This window comes from Noviherbaspirillum pedocola (genome assembly GCF_016632335.1).
Classification (GTDB): domain Bacteria; phylum Pseudomonadota; class Gammaproteobacteria; order Burkholderiales; family Burkholderiaceae_D; genus Noviherbaspirillum_A; species Noviherbaspirillum_A pedocola.
This window is the reverse complement of record NZ_JAEPBG010000016.1, coordinates 60,386-78,234: the sequence shown is the minus strand read 5'-3', so window position 1 is coordinate 78,234 and position 17,849 is coordinate 60,386. Positions and strand designations below refer to the sequence as shown.

18 protein-coding genes are annotated in these 17,849 nt (G+C 61.6%); 14 read left to right on the top strand and 4 right to left on the bottom strand.

Going from position 1 to position 17,849, the window contains the following annotated elements; all coding sequences use genetic code 11:
- Positions 1-164: 164 nt before the first annotated feature.
- The 3 genes from JJB74_RS25660 to pcaH form a co-directional block, all read right to left on the bottom strand.
- The gene (locus JJB74_RS25660; RefSeq protein ID WP_200596887.1) at positions 165-1,007 is read right to left on the bottom strand and encodes a sigma-70 family RNA polymerase sigma factor; all 843 of its coding nucleotides are present in this window, start codon (positions 1,005-1,007) and stop codon (positions 165-167) included.
- Positions 1,008-1,401: 394 nt separating this feature from the next.
- Positions 1,402-2,028 carry a protocatechuate 3,4-dioxygenase subunit alpha gene (pcaG, locus tag JJB74_RS25655; RefSeq protein ID WP_200596885.1) on the bottom strand — a complete coding sequence of 209 codons (627 nt, stop codon included), beginning with the start codon at positions 2,026-2,028 and terminating at the stop codon, positions 1,402-1,404.
- Position 2,029: 1 nt separating this feature from the next.
- On the bottom strand, positions 2,030-2,761 hold the full coding sequence (pcaH, locus tag JJB74_RS25650) for a protocatechuate 3,4-dioxygenase subunit beta (protein ID WP_200596883.1): 732 nt from the start codon (positions 2,759-2,761) through the stop codon (positions 2,030-2,032).
- 95 nt (positions 2,762-2,856) lie between these two features.
- Between pcaH and JJB74_RS25645 the strand changes: the two genes are divergently transcribed.
- The 9 genes from JJB74_RS25645 (at position 2,857) to JJB74_RS25605 (ending at position 11,420) form a co-directional block, all read left to right on the top strand.
- Positions 2,857-3,789 (top strand): LysR substrate-binding domain-containing protein, encoded by a 933-nt coding sequence (locus tag JJB74_RS25645; RefSeq protein ID WP_200596881.1) that lies wholly within the window; start codon positions 2,857-2,859, stop codon positions 3,787-3,789.
- Positions 3,790-3,901: 112 nt separating this feature from the next.
- Entirely contained in the window at positions 3,902-4,738 is an 837-nt protein-coding gene (locus JJB74_RS25640) for a BKACE family enzyme (protein WP_200596879.1), read from the top strand.
- A 269-nt stretch (positions 4,739-5,007) separates the two neighbouring features.
- Positions 5,008-6,549: an NAD(P)H-dependent oxidoreductase gene (locus tag JJB74_RS25635; RefSeq protein WP_200596877.1), complete on the top strand. Its 1,542-nt coding sequence runs from the start codon at positions 5,008-5,010 to the stop codon at positions 6,547-6,549.
- Between the two features lie 153 nt (positions 6,550-6,702).
- Positions 6,703-7,953 carry a formyl-CoA transferase gene (frc, locus tag JJB74_RS25630; protein ID WP_200596875.1) on the top strand — a complete coding sequence of 417 codons (1,251 nt, stop codon included), beginning with the start codon at positions 6,703-6,705 and terminating at the stop codon, positions 7,951-7,953.
- Positions 7,954-8,049: 96 nt separating this feature from the next.
- The gene (locus tag JJB74_RS25625; RefSeq protein WP_200596873.1) at positions 8,050-8,334 is read left to right on the top strand and encodes a hypothetical protein; all 285 of its coding nucleotides are present in this window, start codon (positions 8,050-8,052) and stop codon (positions 8,332-8,334) included.
- 319 nt (positions 8,335-8,653) lie between these two features.
- Positions 8,654-8,995, top strand: a complete 342-nt coding sequence (locus JJB74_RS25620) for an ArsR/SmtB family transcription factor (protein WP_200596872.1) — start codon at positions 8,654-8,656, stop codon at positions 8,993-8,995.
- Between the two features lie 55 nt (positions 8,996-9,050).
- Positions 9,051-9,560, top strand: a complete 510-nt coding sequence (locus tag JJB74_RS25615; RefSeq protein ID WP_200596870.1) for an arsenate reductase ArsC — start codon at positions 9,051-9,053, stop codon at positions 9,558-9,560.
- An 18-nt stretch (positions 9,561-9,578) separates the two neighbouring features.
- Positions 9,579-10,649, top strand: a complete 1,071-nt coding sequence (gene arsB / locus JJB74_RS25610) for an ACR3 family arsenite efflux transporter (protein ID WP_200596868.1) — start codon at positions 9,579-9,581, stop codon at positions 10,647-10,649.
- A 492-nt stretch (positions 10,650-11,141) separates the two neighbouring features.
- Complete coding sequence (locus JJB74_RS25605) at positions 11,142-11,420, top strand: hypothetical protein (protein ID WP_200596866.1); 279 nt, start codon at positions 11,142-11,144, stop codon at positions 11,418-11,420.
- Positions 11,421-11,515: 95 nt separating this feature from the next.
- On the opposite strand, the gene infA is transcribed toward JJB74_RS25605, so the two are convergent.
- Positions 11,516-11,770, bottom strand: coding sequence for a translation initiation factor IF-1 (gene infA / locus JJB74_RS25600; RefSeq protein ID WP_200596968.1), 255 nt, complete (start codon positions 11,768-11,770; stop codon positions 11,516-11,518).
- A gap of 310 nt (positions 11,771-12,080) precedes the next feature.
- Between infA and JJB74_RS25595 the strand changes: the two genes are divergently transcribed.
- The 5 genes from JJB74_RS25595 to JJB74_RS25580 form a co-directional block, all read left to right on the top strand.
- Positions 12,081-13,424, top strand: coding sequence for an MFS transporter (locus JJB74_RS25595; RefSeq protein WP_325170175.1), 1,344 nt, complete (start codon positions 12,081-12,083; stop codon positions 13,422-13,424).
- Between the two features lie 261 nt (positions 13,425-13,685).
- Positions 13,686-14,066 carry a hypothetical protein gene (locus tag JJB74_RS25590; protein ID WP_200596862.1) on the top strand — a complete coding sequence of 127 codons (381 nt, stop codon included), beginning with the start codon at positions 13,686-13,688 and terminating at the stop codon, positions 14,064-14,066.
- Positions 14,063-14,200 (top strand): hypothetical protein, encoded by a 138-nt coding sequence (locus JJB74_RS33475; RefSeq protein WP_234484852.1) that lies wholly within the window; start codon positions 14,063-14,065, stop codon positions 14,198-14,200. Before JJB74_RS25590 ends, JJB74_RS33475 begins: the two co-directional genes overlap by 4 nt.
- A gap of 953 nt (positions 14,201-15,153) precedes the next feature.
- The gene (locus JJB74_RS25585) at positions 15,154-15,612 is read left to right on the top strand and encodes a hypothetical protein (RefSeq protein ID WP_200596860.1); all 459 of its coding nucleotides are present in this window, start codon (positions 15,154-15,156) and stop codon (positions 15,610-15,612) included.
- Positions 15,609-17,849 (top strand): calcium-binding protein (locus JJB74_RS25580; protein ID WP_267913200.1); only part of this gene is annotated, 2,241 nt, incomplete at its 3' end. The genes JJB74_RS25585 and JJB74_RS25580, both read left to right, overlap by 4 nt.

The window sequence follows — 17,849 nt, the reverse complement described above, 5'->3', positions numbered from 1 at the left end:
AAATTCTTTGAGTAAGGAGTCGAAATGCCGATCGTGGTGGCAAGGCGGCAAGGATCGCCCGCAAAGCCCGAACCTTGGTTCGATCGCCGGGATGGCGTGCCATAGGACCAGCAGACGACACCCGCGGATCGTGCAGCGCGCATGGCTACTTGGCGCGCGTGCCGTTACGCGGCACCATCAAGCGCCTTGCGCAAGCGTGCGATTGCCAGGGTGTGCAGCTGCGACACCCTTCCGTTGCTGATCGACAGCATCCTGGCGATATCGTGAAAGCGCATGCCCTGCAAATAATGCAAATTCATCACGGCGCTCTCGCGGGGCGTGAGCCCGCGCAGGGTTTGCCGTACAAATGCCGCCTGCTGTCTGGTTTCCAGCGCCGCGCTACTCGGGTCCGCATAGGCGGTTTCTCCCGGCGCAATCATGCCGGTATCGGCCAGGAGCGTGCGCAGCGCTATGCCCATGCCCGTTCCAGCCTGTTGCAGCAGCAGGCGCATCAGGTGTTCATTGCAGGGCTTGCCTGCGGGCCGAGGCAAGCCCTGCTCCTTCAGCCGGCGCTGCAGAGCGGTTTGCCGCTGGCGTTCGCTGAACTGGCCGAGCCCGTCGAGAATGGCGCCGCGCATGCGCGGCAAGGCATAGGTCCTGAAGCTGGCCCGACTGGCGCGGCCGGCGCGATTGCCGGGGTCGTAGCGGTCGATCGCTTCGATCATGCCGACGATGGCCCATTGCAGAACATCCTCGAACGCGACTTCCTGGTGCAGATGCCTGCCATACATGCCAGCCGCAACGGTCCTGGCATAGGGCAGATGGTGCAGGATCAATGCCTCGCGCAGCGCAGCGTTCGGACGGCTCGCATGGCGTTGCCAAAGCCGGGCTTCGGCTTCGTCCAGCGCCTTTGCGCAGCTGTGATTATGGTCGCTGACGGCGGCGCAGATCCGGCCCACGCCAGGATCGGCGTGCGCCGCGCATGCAGCCAATGAACACGATGAGCCTGATTCGAAAGACGATGCCATGCCTTTCCTTCCAAGCGATACGGACCGGCCGCCGCGGCAAGCATGCGTCAGGCGCAGGATGGCGCAGCGATAACGCCGGTCAGCATTGCAGATTGATTGGGCCGTGCTCCGGCATCGAGGTTGTCGGAGCATGCATCGCCAGGCCATCGGCCGGCGGGGTGGCAAGGCGATGTCTCGCATCGGCACCTTGCCAAGGTCATCCATGGGTCTGGCCTGCATGCTGTGCGCAAGCCAAGGTAGCGACCTGGAGACTTTTGTATGGGAAAGCGGAAGGATGGTAACGGCTTCGCGTTCTGTATGGGTGATTTTTGCGCGAAGTCGGCGCGTCACAACGGGGCTTGCCCGTGCGCCGCGCCGATCATGGATGCTTCAGGGGCGATTGAAGCCCATCAGGTTAGATATCGAAAAACACCGTCTCATCCTCCCCCTGCAAGCGGATATCAAAGCGATACACCGTCTTGCCATCGCGCTGAATGCGCTCGGCAATCAGCGTCTTGCGCCGCACTTCCCATTCGATCATGTTCAGCACCGGGTCCTGCGCATTCGCATCGACCTCGTCGTCGAAGTACATGCGGGTGTTCAGGCCGATGTTGATGCCGCGCGCGACGATCCAGAAGTTGATGTGCGGCGCCATCATGCGGCCGTTGCGGCCTTCGACCGCGCCGGGCTTGATGGTTTCGAAGCGGTAGACGCCGGTTTCGAAGTTCGAGGTGCCGCGACCCCAGCCGCGGAAGTCGGCATCGAGCTGCTTGTCCTGTTTGTCCGCGGGATGGTTGTAGCGGCCCGCCGCATTGGCTTGCCAGATTTCGATCAGCACATCGCGCACCGGCGTGCCCGAGCCATCGATCACGCGGCCTTCGATCGCTATGCGTTCGCCGGCGGTGTTCGGCCCGACCAGCACATTGCTGAAGTTCTTCTCGAAGATGTCGAAGCCGGCCTGGTTCGGCGCCAGGCCGATATGCACATACGGGCCGGCGGTCTGGGAAGCGCTCTCCTTGGCGACCTGGAAATGGTAGGACATGTTATTTGGCTCCTTGAATCCGGTTTTCAAACAGCGTGGCGCGCGCGCCGCGCAGCGTGATGTCCCAGCGATAGGCCAGGCTGTCGAGCTGCACCGCGCCGCCACGGTCCAGCGACGCGATCAGGCCGCGCACCGCTTCCTCGTTCGGAATGGTGCGCACGATCGGGCAGGTCGCGATCAGCGGATCGCCTTCGAAATACATCTGCGTGATCAGGCGCTGCGCCCAGGCGTCGCCCGACAGCGAGAAATGGATGTGCGCCGGACGCCAGTCGTTGACGCGGTTGCGCCATGGGTAAGGACCCGGCTTGATGGTGCGGAAAAAGTAATAGCCGTTGTCGTCGGTCAGCATGCGGCCGCAGCCGCCGAAGTTCGGATCGACAGGCGCCAGGTATTTGTCGTTGCGATGACGATAGCGACCGCCGGCGTTGGCTTGCCAGACTTCGACCAGGGCATTGCGGACCGGGCGGCCGAATTCGTCGCGCACGAAGCCGTGGACGATGATGCGCTCGCCGATCGGCAAGCCATCCTTGGCGTAATTCATGATCAGGTCATGGTCCAGCGGCCCCAGTTCCTCGGCGGAAAACGCCGGGCCGGTGATTTCGGACAGCGAGTTCTGGAGCGAAATCAGCGCATTGCGCGGCGAGCGCAGCACGCTGGTCTTGTAGGTCGGCGCATACGCCGGCGGATGCGCGCTGGTGTCGCGCTGCAGATATTCACTGACTCGGTCAGTCATCTTTGTCTCCGTGATGAGGATGGAAGCCCGGACTCTAGGCTTCATGATTTTTTATGTAAATTGAAATCTCGCCGGCCCGCTGATAACCTCCGGTTATGGAAAGAGATTTGTTCAAGAGCCGGGTGCGGCTGCGTCATCTCGATTGCTTCGTTACCGTCGCGCAGACCCGCAACCTCGGCCGGGCGGCGGCGCGGCTCAGCCTCTCGCAGCCGGCGGTGACAAAGATATTGAATGAGCTCGAAGCCCTCCTCGGCACGACCCTTATTGAGCGCAACCGCCAGGGCGCGAAGCTCACCCGTGACGGCGAAACCTTTCTCGCGCATGCCATCACGGTGCTCGACGCCTTGCATACCGCCGGCGCTGCGGTCGGCCCGCAGCGCGAGCGCCAGCATGAAGCGGTGCGCTTAGGCGCCTTGCCGACGGTAGCGCCCGATCTGCTGCCGGGCGCGCTGCGGCGCTTTCGCCGCGATCATGCCGAAGCGCAGGTCTCGGTGCAGACCGCCACCAACGTCGCGCTGCTGGGCATGCTCAAGGGCGGGGAGATCGATGTCGCGGTCGCGCGCATGGCCGAGCCAGAACTGCTGGTCGGCGTGTCCTTTGAACTGCTGTATGTCGAGCCGCTGGTGGCGACAGTGCGGCCGCAACATCCGCTGGCCGGGGTCAAGGGCCCGGTGCTGCAGGACCTTCTTGCCTATCCGGTCATGGTCGCGTCGCAGGGCACGATACCGCGCCACAACACCGAAAGCTATTTCGCCGGGCACGGCCTGAAGCTGCCGGCGAACTACACCGAGACACTGTCGATCTCGCTGGCGCGCCAGCTCACGCGCACCACGGACACCGTCTGGTTCGCCCAGCTCGGCGCGGTGCGCACGGAACTCGAAGACGGCGCGCTGATCGCATTGACGATTCCCACTGCCGGCGCGGAAGAACCGGTGGGCCTGGCGCGGCGCAGCGATGCCAGTCTGGGCGAGGCCGCGCTCGCGCTGATTGCCGCGCTGCGCGAGGAAGCCGTGCTGCGGCGCGGATGAAACCTCGCGCCGGCTCGACTATCGAAGAGATGTCGGAGCGCCGGGTCGATGCCACTTTCCGCATGCCGAACGCGACGGCCATACCACGAGCAAGTATCCCGAGGAGAACGTCATGAGACCAGTCGTCATCGCCGTGGCCATCACCGGCTCGGTGCCGCGCAAAAAGGACACGCCAGCCATCCCCGTCACTGTCGAGGAGCAGATCGCGTCCACCCGCGAAGCCTTCGAAGCCGGCGCGACGCTGGTGCATTTGCATGTACGCGATGACGCGGAGAATTCCTCGTCCGACCCGGAGCAGTTCCGGCGCGTGCTCGAAGGCATACGCAGGGAATGCCCCGGCATGATCGTGCAGTTCTCCACTGGCGGCCGTGGCCGCGACCAGAACGCGCGCGGCGCGGCGTTGAGCCTGAAGCCGGACATGGCTTCGCTTGCCACCGGCTCGGTCAACTTTCCGAGCATCATCTACGAGAACGCGCCGGCCCTCGTCGAAGACCTGGCCGCGAAGATGCAGCAGTACCGCGTCCTGCCGGAAATCGAGATCTTCGACCTGTCGCACATCCATGCAACGCAGCGGCTGGTGGAAATGGGCCTGATCAACGAGCGGCCGCATGTGCAGTTCGTGCTCGGCATCAAGAACGCATTGCCGGCACGCGAGCATCTGGTCGATCTGCTGCTCGGTGAATTGAAGCGGGTGCTGCCCAAGGCAACCTGGACTGCCGCCGGCATCGGCCGGCACCAGGCCGAGGTGATCGAATGGGTGTTGGCGCGCCAAGGCGATGCGGTGCGCACCGGCCTGGAAGACAACATCCGCATCAGCCGCGACCGGCTCGCGCAAAGCAACGCGGAACTGGTCAGGCTGGCGGTGGAAGCCTGCGCCCGGCATGATGCGCGGCCGGCGGATCCGATCGAGGCGCGGGTACTGCTGGGACTGGCGCCGCTGTTGGCGTGAAATGGCGCGGCGGCGGGCCGGTGGTGGCCATGGTGTTGATGTAATGATCAGCAGCCGGAAAACGCGGCTGATTCGTCGACCGGGCTGATGACCACTGCCCTTGCCCGCATTAGCCGGTTGCATTCTTCCGCATGCGCATGGACGGTGTGAATAGTTTCCGCACAGTTGCAGCCGGCATTACGCATCCATCACTTGACCGAATCGCACCGTTGCCGATTCCCGCTGAACATCTCATCCCTATCCGCGCCAAACGGATTTTCGGGAAGGGCATGCACCCCAGCGCAGAACATCCGGAAGCAGCCTCGCCGCGCACGGCCATCCGCCGCGTGCTGGTCATCGTCGGCCATCCGCGCGCGCCCAGCTTCAATGCCAGCCTCGGCGAAGCGTATGCCGAAGGTGCGCGTGCCGCCGGCATGGAAGTGCGCCTGCTGAACCTGGCACGACTACATTTCGATCCCGATGTGCGCACGCCATCGCCACTTGCCCAGCCGCTGGAACCGGACCTGGAAGAGGCACGCGCAAGCATTGCCTGGGCCGACCATCTGGCAATCGTGTTTCCGTCCTGGTGGGGCATAGGCCCGGCGCGGCTGCATGGCTTTCTCGACCGGGTGCTGCTGCCGGGCTTCGCTTTCGGCGAACACGAGGGCCGCTATGAAGGCTTGCTGACCGGCAGAAGCGCGCATCTGATCACCACCATCGACATGCCGCCCTGGGTCTACCGCCTGATCTACCGCTCGCCCGGCACCGGCGCGATGCGGCGCTCGATACTCGGCTTCTGCGGCATCGAAACGCTGCAAAGCCTGGCGCTGGGCCCGGTAAAGGATGCGGATGCCGCCACGCGAGCCAACTGGCTCGAGACGGCGCGGCGCCTTGGGTACTCGCTGCAGCATGGCGGACGCAGCCGCGCCGGCATGGTGCGCACGCGCACGTGGGCCTGGCTGCAGGCGCTGCGGCTGCAGTTCTATCCGATGACCTGGATGGCCTATACCATCGGCGCACTCGCCGCAGCACCCGGCGGACTGGCGCGCTGGACTTACTGGATCGGCTACCTGTACCTGTTCTTCCTCGAAGCGGCGACGGTGTTTGCCAACGATGTGTTCGACTATCCGTCTGACCGGCGCAACCGCCATTACGGGCCGTTCAACGGCGGCTCGCGCGTGCTGATCGCGCGCCGGCTGTCCATGCCGGCCCTGCGGCGCGGCATCGTTCTTTTCCTGGTAGCCGCGCTGGCCTGCGCCGGTCTGCTGCTTGACGCTGGCGCCAGAGGTCCGTCCGTTGCGGCAATGGCAGCAATGCTGGTGCTCGCGCTCGGCTACACGGCGCCGCCGCTGCGACTGTGCTGGCGCGGCCTTGGCGAAATCGATGTCGGTCTCACGCATAGCCTCGGCGTGATGCTGTGCGGCTATCTGCTGCAGGATGGCGCCTGGCGCGATGCCTTTCCCTGGCTGGCGAGCCTGCCGCTGTTTTTGGCAATCCTGCCGTCCATCATGCTGGCCGGTTTCCCGGACCTTGAAGCCGACCGCGCCGCGGGCAAGCGCACGCTGGCGGTGCGTCTCGGCCATCGCGGCATCCTGCGGCTGGCTCTGCTGCCGACCGTGCTGGCGCCTGCAGCCGCTTGGCTGGTAAAGGATGCACCGGCGCTGCGCGGCTGTTACGACGGCCTGCTGCCATTTGCGCTGGCGCATGCAGCTCTGCTGTGCGCGCTGCTGTGGCGCAAGCGGCCGCCAGGGCGCATCGATGGCCTGCTGATTTGCGCGTTGACCAGCATCCTCTGGTATGTCGCCGTTCCGCTATGGCATTTGTCCGGCTGACAACGAATTACCGCATGCCTGAGGCGTTTCGATAAGGCAAGCACATCACCAAAGCCTTATGGTCTGGCATAGCAAAATTGATTGTTCTTTATGGTTTTCTGCGGTTAGGATTGCCCGCAACTCGGGATTCTTAACTTAAGCGGTCCATTAATCATGACGAAAGCCCTCGAAGGAGTCCGGATCCTGGACTTCACCCATGTGCAGTCCGGTCCGACCTGCACCCAGCTGCTGGCCTGGTTCGGCGCGGACGTGATCAAGGTGGAAAAGACCGGCGAAGGCGATGCCACGCGCGGCCAGCTGCGCGACATTCAGGACGCCGACAGCCTGTACTTCACCATGCTCAACCACAACAAGCGCTCGATCACGCTCGACACCAAGAAGCCGTCCGGCAAGCAGGTGCTCGAGACCCTGATCAAGGAGTGCGACGTGATGGTCGAGAACTTCGCGCCCGGCGCGCTCGACCGCATGGGCTTTACCTGGGAGCGCATCCAGGAACTGAATCCGAAGATGATCGTCGCCTCGGTCAAGGGTTTCGGCCCGGGCCCGTACGAGGATTGCAAGGTGTATGAGAACGTCGCGCAATGCACCGGTGGTGCGGCCTCGACCACCGGCTTCGACGACGGCCCGCCGATGGTCACCGGCGCGCAGATCGGCGACAGCGGCACCGGCCTGCACCTGGCGCTGGGCATCGTCACCGCGCTGTACCAGCGCGAAAAGACCGGCCGCGGCCAGAAGGTATTGGCGGCGATGCAGGATGCGGTGCTGAACCTGTGCCGCGTGAAGCTGCGCGACCAGCAGCGCCTGGAGCGCGCCGGCGTCATGGAGGAATACCCGCAATTCACCGAAGGCAAGTCCTTTGGCGAAGCAGTGCCGCGCGCCGGCAACGCCTCGGGCGGCGGCCAGCCGGGCTGGACGCTCAAGTGCAAGGGCTGGCAGACCGATCCGAACGCGTACATTTACTTCATCGCCCAGGCGCCGGTATGGGGATCGATCTGCATGGTGATCGGCCGCGAAGAGTGGATCACCGACCCGGATTACGCCACGCCGCGTGCGCGTCTGCCGCGATTGATGGAAATCTTCGCCACCGTCGAGGAATGGACCAAGACCAAGACCAAGTTCGAAGTCATGGACATCCTCAACAAGTACGACATTCCCTGCGGCCCGATCCTGTCGATGAAGGAAATCGCCGAAGAGCCGTCGCTGCGCGAGACCGGCACCATCGTCGAGGTGGATCATCCGGTGCGCGGCAAGTACCTGACGGTGGGCAATCCGATCAAGCTGTCCGACAGCCCAACGGATGTGACCCGCTCGCCGCTGCTGGGCGAGCACACCGATGAAGTGCTGGCGCAGCTCGGCTACTCGACTGAGGCCATCGCCGCGCTGCGCGAAGAGCGCGTGATCTGAGACGGGCCCCTCCCGTCGACGCTTTAAACCTGCAATGACTCGGGAGGCGGGCCGGAACCGCCTCCCATCCGCCAACGCCCTACTCCGGAGCCATCCATGGTCGTCCTCATGCTGCAAGAAGCCAGGCAAGCGCTGGCTGTGGGCCCGCACGCCTGCGAATCCGTAAACGACTCTCTGCCGACCCGCCGCGGCGACCTGGTCGTGCTGCAATCGCTGAGCTACAAGCTCAGGGTGCGCGTCGATCGTGTCGACGGCTTCAACTATCTCGGCACCATCGTCGAATGCCGCCGCGACGGCTATGTCGGCGAAGAGATCGAATTTGATGAGCGCCATATCCAGTCGCGCCAGCGGCTGGCGGAGCCGGAACTCGAAGCCGCCTGAGCCCGCGCCTGCCGCACTGCGCCGATGTCGCGTTCTCCACGCGCGTCGGCGATCTTCCTCCTTCCCTGCACGATAGTTTCAGAGCCCTTCTACAGGCGCCAAACCGCCCGCTTAACGCGCCACCGCAGCGCTGCCAGTGCCGACTTGCCCATGTTGCGCAGGCATGAGCATGCTGAGCTGCCATGCCTGCGTCTCAACGTTTCCTCTGGCGCGATTCGGCAAACATGCTTGCGTAAAGCCTCCCTGAGCAAGATAGCTGCAGCGATGAAAGATTAAAGTTTTTTTTGAATTACAAAGAAAACTTCTTATGATGCGCGGCATGGAACTCCTTACCGCTGCTTCCGCGCTTGGCGCGCTCGCCCATGAATACCGGCTCCAAGCCTTTCGTCTGCTGGTGCAAGCCGGTCCGGCCGGGCTGACTCCCGGCAGTATTGCCGCGAACATCGGCATTTCCGCCGCCTCGATGTCCTTCCACATCAAGGATCTGCTGCGCGCCGGCCTGGTACAGCAGCGGCACGAAGGTCGGCAGATTTTCTATTCCGCCCGCTTTGAAGCGATGAACGAGCTCATTGCTTACCTGACGGAGAACTACTGCGGCGGCAATCCCTGCTCCCCCATGGGTCAGCCGGCCTGCGCGGCAGCATCGCCAGAATCATCCTGACATCCGCGCCAGCCACCTCTCCTCCTCGTTCAATCGCTTACCTTTCGAGACAACCGTGACCGAAAAGACCTTCAACGTCCTGTTCCTGTGCACAGGCAATTCCGCGCGAAGCATCATGGCCGAAGCCCTGGCAACGACAATGAGCAAGGGGAACATTCGTGGCCACAGCGCCGGTAGCAAGCCAGGCGGCACGGTTAATCCTTTCGCCATCGAGAAGGTGAAGGCAATCGGCTATCCGGTAGAAAGCCTGCGCAGCAAATCCTGGGAAGAATTCGCCCGACTGGATGCGCCGCAGATGGACTTCATCATCACGGTATGCGACAACGCCGCGGGCGAAGCCTGCCCGGTCTGGCCGGGGCGGCCCGCCACGGCGCACTGGTCCTTCGAGGATCCGGCCGCGGTTCAAGGCAGCGACGAGCACAAGCGCGCGGCCTTCTCCAAAATCTTCGGCCAGATCAAGGCGAGAATGGAGCGCTTCGTCGGCCTGCCGATCGCCACGCTGGACAAGGCCGGTATCGAGCGGGAACTGCGGCGCATCGGCGACATGCCCATCGCTTCGGCCTGAAGCCGGGCGCATTGCGCAATGACGACATCTCACACCACCGAGGTCGCTGGCGGCCCTGCCCCGGCGATCGGCTTCTTCGAGCGCTATCTGAGCGTCTGGGTGCTTCTCTGCATCCTCACCGGCATCCTTCTGGGCCGCGCCCTTCCCGACGTTTTCAAGACGATCGCCAGTCTGGAAGTGGCCCGGGTCAATATCCCGGTGGGACTGCTGATCTGGGTGATGATCATCCCGATGCTGATCAAGATCGATTTCGGCGCGCTGGCCCAGGTCACGAGCCAGTGGCGCGGCATCGGCGTCACGCTGGTGGTGAACTGGCTCATCAAGCCGTTCTCGATGGCTTTCCTGGGCTGGCTATTCATCCGGCATCTCTTCGCCGGCTGGCTGCCCGCCGGGCAACTGGACAGTTATATCGCGGGCCTGATCTTGCTGGCCGCGGCGCCCTGCACGGCGATGGTGTTTGTCTGGAGCCAGTTGTGCCGGGGCGATCCGTATTTCACGCTGTCGCAGGTTGCGCTGAACGACTCCATCATGATCCTGGCCTTCGCGCCGCTCGTGGCCTTCCTGCTCGGGCTATCGGCGATCACGGTGCCGTGGGACACGCTCATTACCTCGGTCGTGCTGTACATCATTCTCCCGGTCATTCTGGCGCAGGCCGCGCGCAGGATGCTTCTGGCCCGAGGCCGCGGCCATCTCGAACGCGCCGTCCAGAAGCTTGCGCCGTTCTCGATATCGGCGCTGCTGCTGACGCTGATCCTGCTGTTCGCCTTTCAGGGCGAAGCGATCACGAGGCAGCCGCTGGTCATCGCCCTGCTCGCGGTGCCGATTCTGATTCAGGTGTTTTTCAACGCGGGCCTGGCTTATCTGCTCAATCGCCGCTTCAGCGTCGCGCATTGCGTTGCCGGCCCATCCAGCCTGATCGGGGCATCGAACTTCTTCGAGCTCGCGGTTGCGACCGCGATCAGCCTGTTCGGCTTCGAATCGGGCGCCGCGCTGGCCACTGTCGTCGGCGTGCTGATCGAAGTGCCTGTGATGCTGCTCGTCGTCGCGGTCGTGAACCGTTCGCAGCGCTGGTATGAAGAGCGGATGTAGGATCTTCGCGGCGCTACAGCGGCGCATCCACGAGCAGGGGTGCCTTCAGCGCCTTCAGGCGCGGTTCAACGTAGCTCGGGCATGCCGGGGCTGGATATGTGCAACATGCGTGAGCCGCTGGAGAAGGCCGGGTTGCGCTATATCGACTGAAGCCGGCTGGCCGGGCGCTTGTGTTGTCACAGGGTGGCTGTGCTCACGCGGGTGATGGACGGATACCCGCGTGGGCTTTGCCCACCCTACACGCCAGTGTGATCGCGGGCTCGACGGTTTAGCTCTCAACGAGTCGGCACTTCTTGATGAAGACATCGTTCATGTGTCTTCGCATTTCCGAACATTTCCTGATGCAGCGGTGGCATGGAGCGTCTTCCCTTTCCACTCCGCCGATTTTCTCCCGCGTAGTCTTGTATCCATTCCGCATGGCGGCATATATCTCGGTGCCGGCGCGCTGTTCGCGCCGCGTTGGGCCAGGCGCCCCTACATTGGAGAAAACTGATGAAGCGTTTGATGTTGCTGCTCTGGAAAACCAGCCGTGCCGATCTGCATCTGCTCTGGCACGCGTTGAAACATCCGTCCCGTCCGGGGTGGCTGCTTCCCGCGGTGGCGCTGCTGGGCATGTACGCGGTATCGCCGCTGAACCTGGCCATCCCGCTGCTTGGCATTGTTGACGACCTGGTTCTGGTGCCGCTGCTGTTGCATTTCCTGGTGAGCCGCCTGCCGATGGAAGTGCGCGCCGATGCGGTGCGCGTGACCACGCCGCGTCGTTATCGTTAAGCGATACCAGCGATACCTGCGACAAGGGCTCCCGCGGGAGCCCTTTCTTGTTACCGGCTCGCCATGCAAGCCGGAGGCGGTGGCGCCGTGACACCTTAGCGCCGGCGCTGCCTAGGCGGCATGCCCTGCCGGTCCAGATGACGGAAGGTAATGCGGCCTTTGCTCAGGTCATACGGCGACAGTTCCAGCGTCACCTTGTCTCCGGCGATGATGCGGATATGGTGCTGCCGCATCTTGCCGGCGGTATAGGCCACCAATTGATGACCGTTTTCGAGATCCACGCGATAACGGGAGTCGGGAAGAATCTCGGTGACCTTGCCTTGCATTTCAATCAGCTGTTCTTTCATGATTCGCTTTCCTCTGTGGGGCATGCCGCAGCCGCAAGCTCGCGACCGAAGAGCCTGCGCAGCACATGCGCATGGTTGATGGATGCGACATGAAGCGTGGATCGACGCGGCCGATGTGCCGATCGTGTCATGTCGGAATGCATGCAGCTCGGGCGGTAGGACAGGAAGGGGATGCGCGCATGCCAGCGGCCATGATGACAATGCGGCCGGGCAACGCAACCCGCGAGATGAGCTGTCGCTCGGGCGGTACGGATACTGATATGCGGCCGTCTGTCCCGTTTGCAAGGCATGCCGCGCGGCATTGCGCCGGCGCATGAAGCTTCCTGCCAGAACCGCTATGCTTCTGCCTTTGCCAACATGCCGGGCACGCCCATCCCGCCTGCGGCTGCCCATCAATGCGCCTCAATGCGCAGCGTTGTTGCCCGTATCCCGCAAGCCCCTTCCCGTTTCCCGGCACGCATCTCTTCCGTACCCGATGTCGCAACTGACAAAGGCGCGCTGCGCCACCATGGCCATCTTGTTCTGCAACGGCGTGATCTATGCGTCGTGGGGCGTGCATGTACCGACGATCAAGGACCGTTTCCATCTGTCGGACGCGGTGCTGTCGCTGGCCATGCTCGCGGTGGCGCTGGGCGGCATCCTGGTCATGGCCTGGGGCGGGCGCTGGATCGGACGCGTCGGCAGCGCGCACGCAGCGGTGCGCAGCGGCCTCTTGATGGCGCTTGCCGCCTTCGGCATTCTGCTGGTGCCGCAATACGCGCTGCTGCTGCCCTGGCTTCTGGCCTATGGCGCGGCCAGCGCGCTTAACGACATCGCCGCGAATTCGCAGGCGGTGATGCTGGAGACGCATTTCGGCAAGCCCATCATCGGCTCGCTGCATGGCAGCTTCAGCGTCGGCGGCATGCTGGGCGCGATTGTCGCCAGCGCCTGGCGCGGCGCCGGGTGGCCGAATGAAGCGCACATGCTGGTCGTATGCGGCCTGTGCGCGCTGATCACCCTGCTCGCCGCGCGAGGATTGATGCAGGAGTCCGCGCTGCAAGCCGCCGGGCCGGAACATGCGCCGGCATCGTCCGATGCCCCCGTCAGCGCCGAGCCCAGGCTGCACCGGCGCCTGCAGATGCTCGGCTTTCTGTCCTTTCTCGGCTTGGTGGTCGAAGGCGCGATGTACGACTGGACCGCGGTCTACATGCGCGATGTCGCGCAGGCTTCGGCTGGCCTCATCGGCGCCGGCTATGCGGCCTTCTCGATCGGCATGGCGACCGGGCGCTTTCTCGGCGACCCGGTGCGCGCACGTCTCGGCCCGACCCTCGTCATTCCCTGCAGCTGCGCGCTGTGCATCGTTGGCGTCGGCGCGGCGCTGCTGATGCCGCGGCCGTTGCTGGCGGCAAGCGGCTTTCTGCTGGCCGGGCTGGGTTTGTCGAACGTGATCCCGATCATGTTCTCGTCAGCCGGCAGGGAAGCGATCGCGCATTGCCGCACCGCATCCGCCGGCCTGGCCGTAACCACGCGCCTGGCCTATGTCGGCCTGCTGGCAGGACCGGTCATCGTCGGATTCATCGCGCATGCGCTGAGCCTGCGCATCGCGCTGGCGCTGCTGTTGCTGTGCGCGCTGGCGATTGCGCTGGTGTCCATGCGGTTCTTTCGCACACCTGCCTAGCCATCGGCGCGGGCGCGGATTATGTCGCGCTCGATACAAAGCGGACACATCGTGTCGATACCGCTTGTCTATAGTTTGTCTTCCGATTCCTGGCTGCACCTCGCGGTCGCGCTGTGCCGTAGGGTGGGCAAAGCCCACGCGGACCGGTCGCACGCTCGAGACCCCGGTCGGACGAAGAGACGCGTGGGCGGAGCAGGCCCTACGAATGCGCGATAGCGCGCCGGGTCGAGCCACCAATGTACCAGCCGTCAACCAACAGACATGGACACCATTACCACCCGACGTCAACGCTCAGCCCGCCGTGAAGCCGCGCATCTCGCCTTCCTGTTGAAGCGTGTGCTCGCGGACGCCGACCACTATCTGCCGCTGGAAGAACTGCTTGCGCGCGCACGCATGCGCTTTGGCGAGGACATTCCGGCAGCGCAAGCGCAATGCATCCTGCATGCGGATGCACGCTTGCGTGCGCGGCTGTTCATCCGTACCGTGGACGGCCGCGAGCATTACTATCTCGCGCCTGCCAATCCGTATCGTTCTTCGCGGGCCTTGCCGGACTACCCGATGGTGCGGGTCGTGCCGCATGAAGCGCTTGCCCGCAAGGGCATGGCGCTGAATGCGATCGAACGCTTCGTGCGGGGACTATGAGCGCGGCTGCCATCGCTTTGCCGCATCCCCGCTTGCTTCCCGATTCCATCTTTGCGCGGCTGTTCGTGCTCGTCATCGGCGCGAGACCGTGCAGCCACCTGATGACCTCGCGGCTGAGCGTCGATATCGACTGACCACCACATCGGCTCGCTGTTCTTCGTGCCCGTACCGGTATCGCCTGAATAAGAACCGCCGCAGCTGCAGCGCAGCCATGGTGCCATCATCGGCGGCTTGATTGGTTTGCTGGTGTTTACGCGTGAGGCGGGAGATTGATTGCTGTGGCGGTATCAAAGCGAACCGGGTATGCGTGATTGGCAAAGGCGTGAGTCTTGGCATCAGCCCAATTAACTTAACCCGATCAGGGCATTGCCTGCGCATTCCGCTACGTGTATGGCATCGATTCTGTCTGATCAGAACACGATGCGGCCATCGTCCGCATCGCGAGCGGATGCTGATCCCTCTCTTCACGGCGTCGCCCACGGGCACGATACTGTTAAGTCTTTGTTGAGTCGATTTAACAGAAATCGCCGCATGCCGATCTTCGCGGTCCAATAACGCTTCCTTGCAGCTCCCTTCCGTGTCGATGACATGGCTGTAAGCCGGTAGTGTTCCAGGCGCTTTTTTCATATCCACGCTGATCGCCCTAGCGCATGAGGATGGCAAACGCTCCTCCGCCGGCGGCCTTTCATCGCATCGACTTGTCCGACCGAGGAGTGCTTTATGTCTAGCTTCCTGCCGATGTCCTCGACCTCGACCACGACGGCATCGAAACCATCTCGAGAACCCAAGGCATTCACTTCGACCACGACGGCAACCGCTTCGCCGAAACCACCGATTGGCTCACACTGGACGATGGCCTGCTGGTCTGCGATTACAACGGCAATAGCGCCATGGATAGTAGCTACGACCTCCTAGGGATTAAGCGAAACCTACTCTCAAACAATCACATTGTTATGGCGTCCAAGGAAATGCAGCTGATGCAATGGTGCCTCATGGCGAATGAAAAATATGCGCATTAAATGTTTTTCCAGCCGAAGTGGGCATGTCGATCGAATCGCGAAAACCATTAAATAAAAAATTTATATAAATGAATTTTGGAAATAAGACTCTTCGCAGCAGGGGAGCGCAGCTGTTGATATTAATTGCGATACTAACACTAGCATATACCTCCGTAGAATTCGTTTTTTCAATAAAAGATGCAATTTTACATGAAAGACGATATCAAGCTGAAACTAAAGACTTAATTGAAAAGCTATACAGGCAGCTAAAAAAAAATTCCATATGCAAGGATCATAAAAGTGATTGTCTCGATAAAGAGCTAATTTTCGGCCAGTCATATAACGAAGGCATAACGTTAGAGTTTTATAGCATGAACAATAAGCTAATGGCAGAGTTACTTGCCATATGCTTAGATAAATATATTGAATCAAATAGAGAAATCGAAATAGCGATTTATATTCATGAAGAAACGAAACAGGAAAGAGTGCACAAATTTTTATGGCAATTACCATCACCAAGCCTTATTAAATTGGAGAGGAAAAAATGAGCGCCTATAGCATGGAAATTCGCAGCTTCATTGGTGCCGCAACTGGTGAGCCACACGACCTTATACCACACGCGTTCATTGTGGTTTATGGCCCGGAAAATCGAAAAGATTTCTATGGTTTTGCGCCATTAGAATCTGGAAAACTAGAAAGTAATGGCTTTTTGTATGACGATGCAGATCATCGCTGGACAAACACGTCTGGAAAGATTGAATTGACTGAAGCTCAGTACAACAATTTAATGTCCTATATAGAAAAGACATCTTCGTTTCCTCCTCCCTATGATCTGCCCTTCGGTTCACAATGTGCCACTTGGGCAGTTGGCGCATATCTTGCCGCAGTCGGTGAGAATTATTCAGGATTAATGGAGCCGTCAGGAATTTTAAAAGACATCTCAGAAACCTTTCTAATAAATCCATACACACTTTCGCTTAATTTTTTACTGCAAGACATAACGCAGAAAATTCAAAGCGGCATAAAAGACATAACAACGACTGGGAAAATCCCTGCTTCGTTTGAAAAATTAATCACCGACCTGCAATCCCGCTTCCAAACAGCGCTTACCACCATCAGCCCGCTCATCCTCGACCTCGACCACGACGGCATCGAAACCATTTCGAGAACCCAAGGCATTCACTTCGACCACGACGGCAACCGCTTCGCCGAAACCACCGGCTGGGTAGCGCCTGACGATGGCCTGCTGGTCTGGGATCGCAACGGCAATGGCGCCATCGATGACGGTTCCGAGCTCTTCGGCAATTACGCTCAAATCACCAACGGTTCCCACGCCGCCAACGGCTTCATCGCCCTCGCAGCCCTCGACGACAACCACGACGGCAAGATCGACGCCGCCGATGCCACCTTCAGCCAACTGCGCGTCTGGAAGGACGCCGATTCAAATGCCGTCCTGGGCAATGGCGAGCTGCTGTCCCTCGATGCCGCCGGCGTGCAAAGCCTGGGCGTGGCCTATACCGCGCAATCCGTCACCGATGCGCAAGGCAACCAGCTGCTGCAGGCCGGCAGCTACGTCGATGCCAATGGCACTTCGCATGCGATGGTCGACGTCTGGTTTGCCGCTGACACCGCGCGCACAGTCGACCTCACCAGCACGCCCGTCGACGCCACCATCGCCGCCCTACCCGACCTGCCCGGCTTCGGCAATGTGCCCAGCCTGCATCAGGCCATGGCCCGCGATGGCAGTGGACGCTTACAGGCGCTGGTGACGCAGTTCGCGCAGGAAGGCGACAACGCCGCTCGCCATGCCTTGATGCAGCAGATCCTGTTCGCATGGACCGGCAGTAGTCAGTACGGCGCTGACAGCAGAGGCACGTATATCGACGATGGCCGCAAGCTGTACACGCTCGAAGCCTTTCTAGGCCAGCAGTTCATGCAGAGCGCCGGCACGAATGCCGGCACTAACATGCCTGGCCCGTATGCCACTGCCGTGCTCACCGGCGCCTATCAACAGCTAGAACAGAACTATTACGGCCGCCTGATGACGCAAACCCATCTCGCGGGCTTGTACGACAGCATGAAGCTGGTATGGGACGGGGCTTCCGCATCATTCCGGCTGGACGTCGCTGATACCGTGGCTGCCTTGCGCAGCGCATATCTTGCTGATTTCGTCACCGGAGCACAGCAGATTGATGACTTCGGGACAGCTCTGCGCAGCGATGGCACGCTCGGCGTGAATGTCCAAAATGCGATGAGGCAGCAAGTCGGTCATGACAGTTCGGAGTTCGGGCAATTAATCATTAGCGCCGGCATGCCACGCAGGCTTGGCAGTGAGAATGCTGATTCAATCAATGCACCCGACAGCAATTCATATGCATTGTTCGGGTTTGCCGGGAATGATTCGCTGAGCGGCAATAGTGGTTCAGATGTGATGTTCGGCGGCGAGGGCAACGACAACCTCTACGGCAATGGCGGTGACGATGTACTCGATGGTGGCGCCGGCAACGACTCCATCAGTGGTGGCGACGGGGCAGACACCATCCGCTTCGGCAAAGGTTACGGTTGTGACACGCTGACCGATACCAGCTACTACGCTACCAACGTCAACGACACCGTCGTCTTCACCGACATTGCTTCCACCGACGTGCAATATCGTCAGAAGGACTATGACCTCATCGTGATGGTCAACGGTTCCACGGACCAGCTCACTGTCAGGAACTTCTTCAATCCGAGCTCCTTCAGCACCGTCAAGCAGTTCCAGTTCAGCGACAACGTCACGATGGAC

Excerpts from the sequence above, each read along its gene's own strand:
- JJB74_RS25660 (WP_200596887.1), bottom strand. The coding sequence starts at position 1,007 with ATGGCATCGTCTTTCGAATCAGGCTCATCGTGTTCATTGGCTGCATGC.
- pcaG (WP_200596885.1), bottom strand. The coding sequence starts at position 2,028 with ATGTCCTACCATTTCCAGGTCGCCAAGGAGAGCGCTTCCCAGACCGCC.
- pcaH (WP_200596883.1), bottom strand. The coding sequence starts at position 2,761 with ATGACTGACCGAGTCAGTGAATATCTGCAGCGCGACACCAGCGCGCAT.
- JJB74_RS25645 (WP_200596881.1), top strand. The coding sequence starts at position 2,857 with ATGGAAAGAGATTTGTTCAAGAGCCGGGTGCGGCTGCGTCATCTCGAT.
- JJB74_RS25640 (WP_200596879.1), top strand. The coding sequence starts at position 3,902 with ATGAGACCAGTCGTCATCGCCGTGGCCATCACCGGCTCGGTGCCGCGC.
- JJB74_RS25635 (WP_200596877.1), top strand. The coding sequence starts at position 5,008 with ATGCACCCCAGCGCAGAACATCCGGAAGCAGCCTCGCCGCGCACGGCC.
- frc (WP_200596875.1), top strand. The coding sequence starts at position 6,703 with ATGACGAAAGCCCTCGAAGGAGTCCGGATCCTGGACTTCACCCATGTG.
- JJB74_RS25625 (WP_200596873.1), top strand. The coding sequence starts at position 8,050 with ATGGTCGTCCTCATGCTGCAAGAAGCCAGGCAAGCGCTGGCTGTGGGC.
- JJB74_RS25620 (WP_200596872.1), top strand. The coding sequence starts at position 8,654 with ATGGAACTCCTTACCGCTGCTTCCGCGCTTGGCGCGCTCGCCCATGAA.
- arsB (WP_200596868.1), top strand. The coding sequence starts at position 9,579 with ATGACGACATCTCACACCACCGAGGTCGCTGGCGGCCCTGCCCCGGCG.
- JJB74_RS25605 (WP_200596866.1), top strand. The coding sequence starts at position 11,142 with ATGAAGCGTTTGATGTTGCTGCTCTGGAAAACCAGCCGTGCCGATCTG.
- JJB74_RS25595 (WP_325170175.1), top strand. The coding sequence starts at position 12,081 with ATGAAGCTTCCTGCCAGAACCGCTATGCTTCTGCCTTTGCCAACATGC.
- JJB74_RS25590 (WP_200596862.1), top strand. The coding sequence starts at position 13,686 with ATGGACACCATTACCACCCGACGTCAACGCTCAGCCCGCCGTGAAGCC.
- JJB74_RS33475 (WP_234484852.1), top strand. The coding sequence starts at position 14,063 with ATGAGCGCGGCTGCCATCGCTTTGCCGCATCCCCGCTTGCTTCCCGAT.
- JJB74_RS25585 (WP_200596860.1), top strand. The coding sequence starts at position 15,154 with ATGAATTTTGGAAATAAGACTCTTCGCAGCAGGGGAGCGCAGCTGTTG.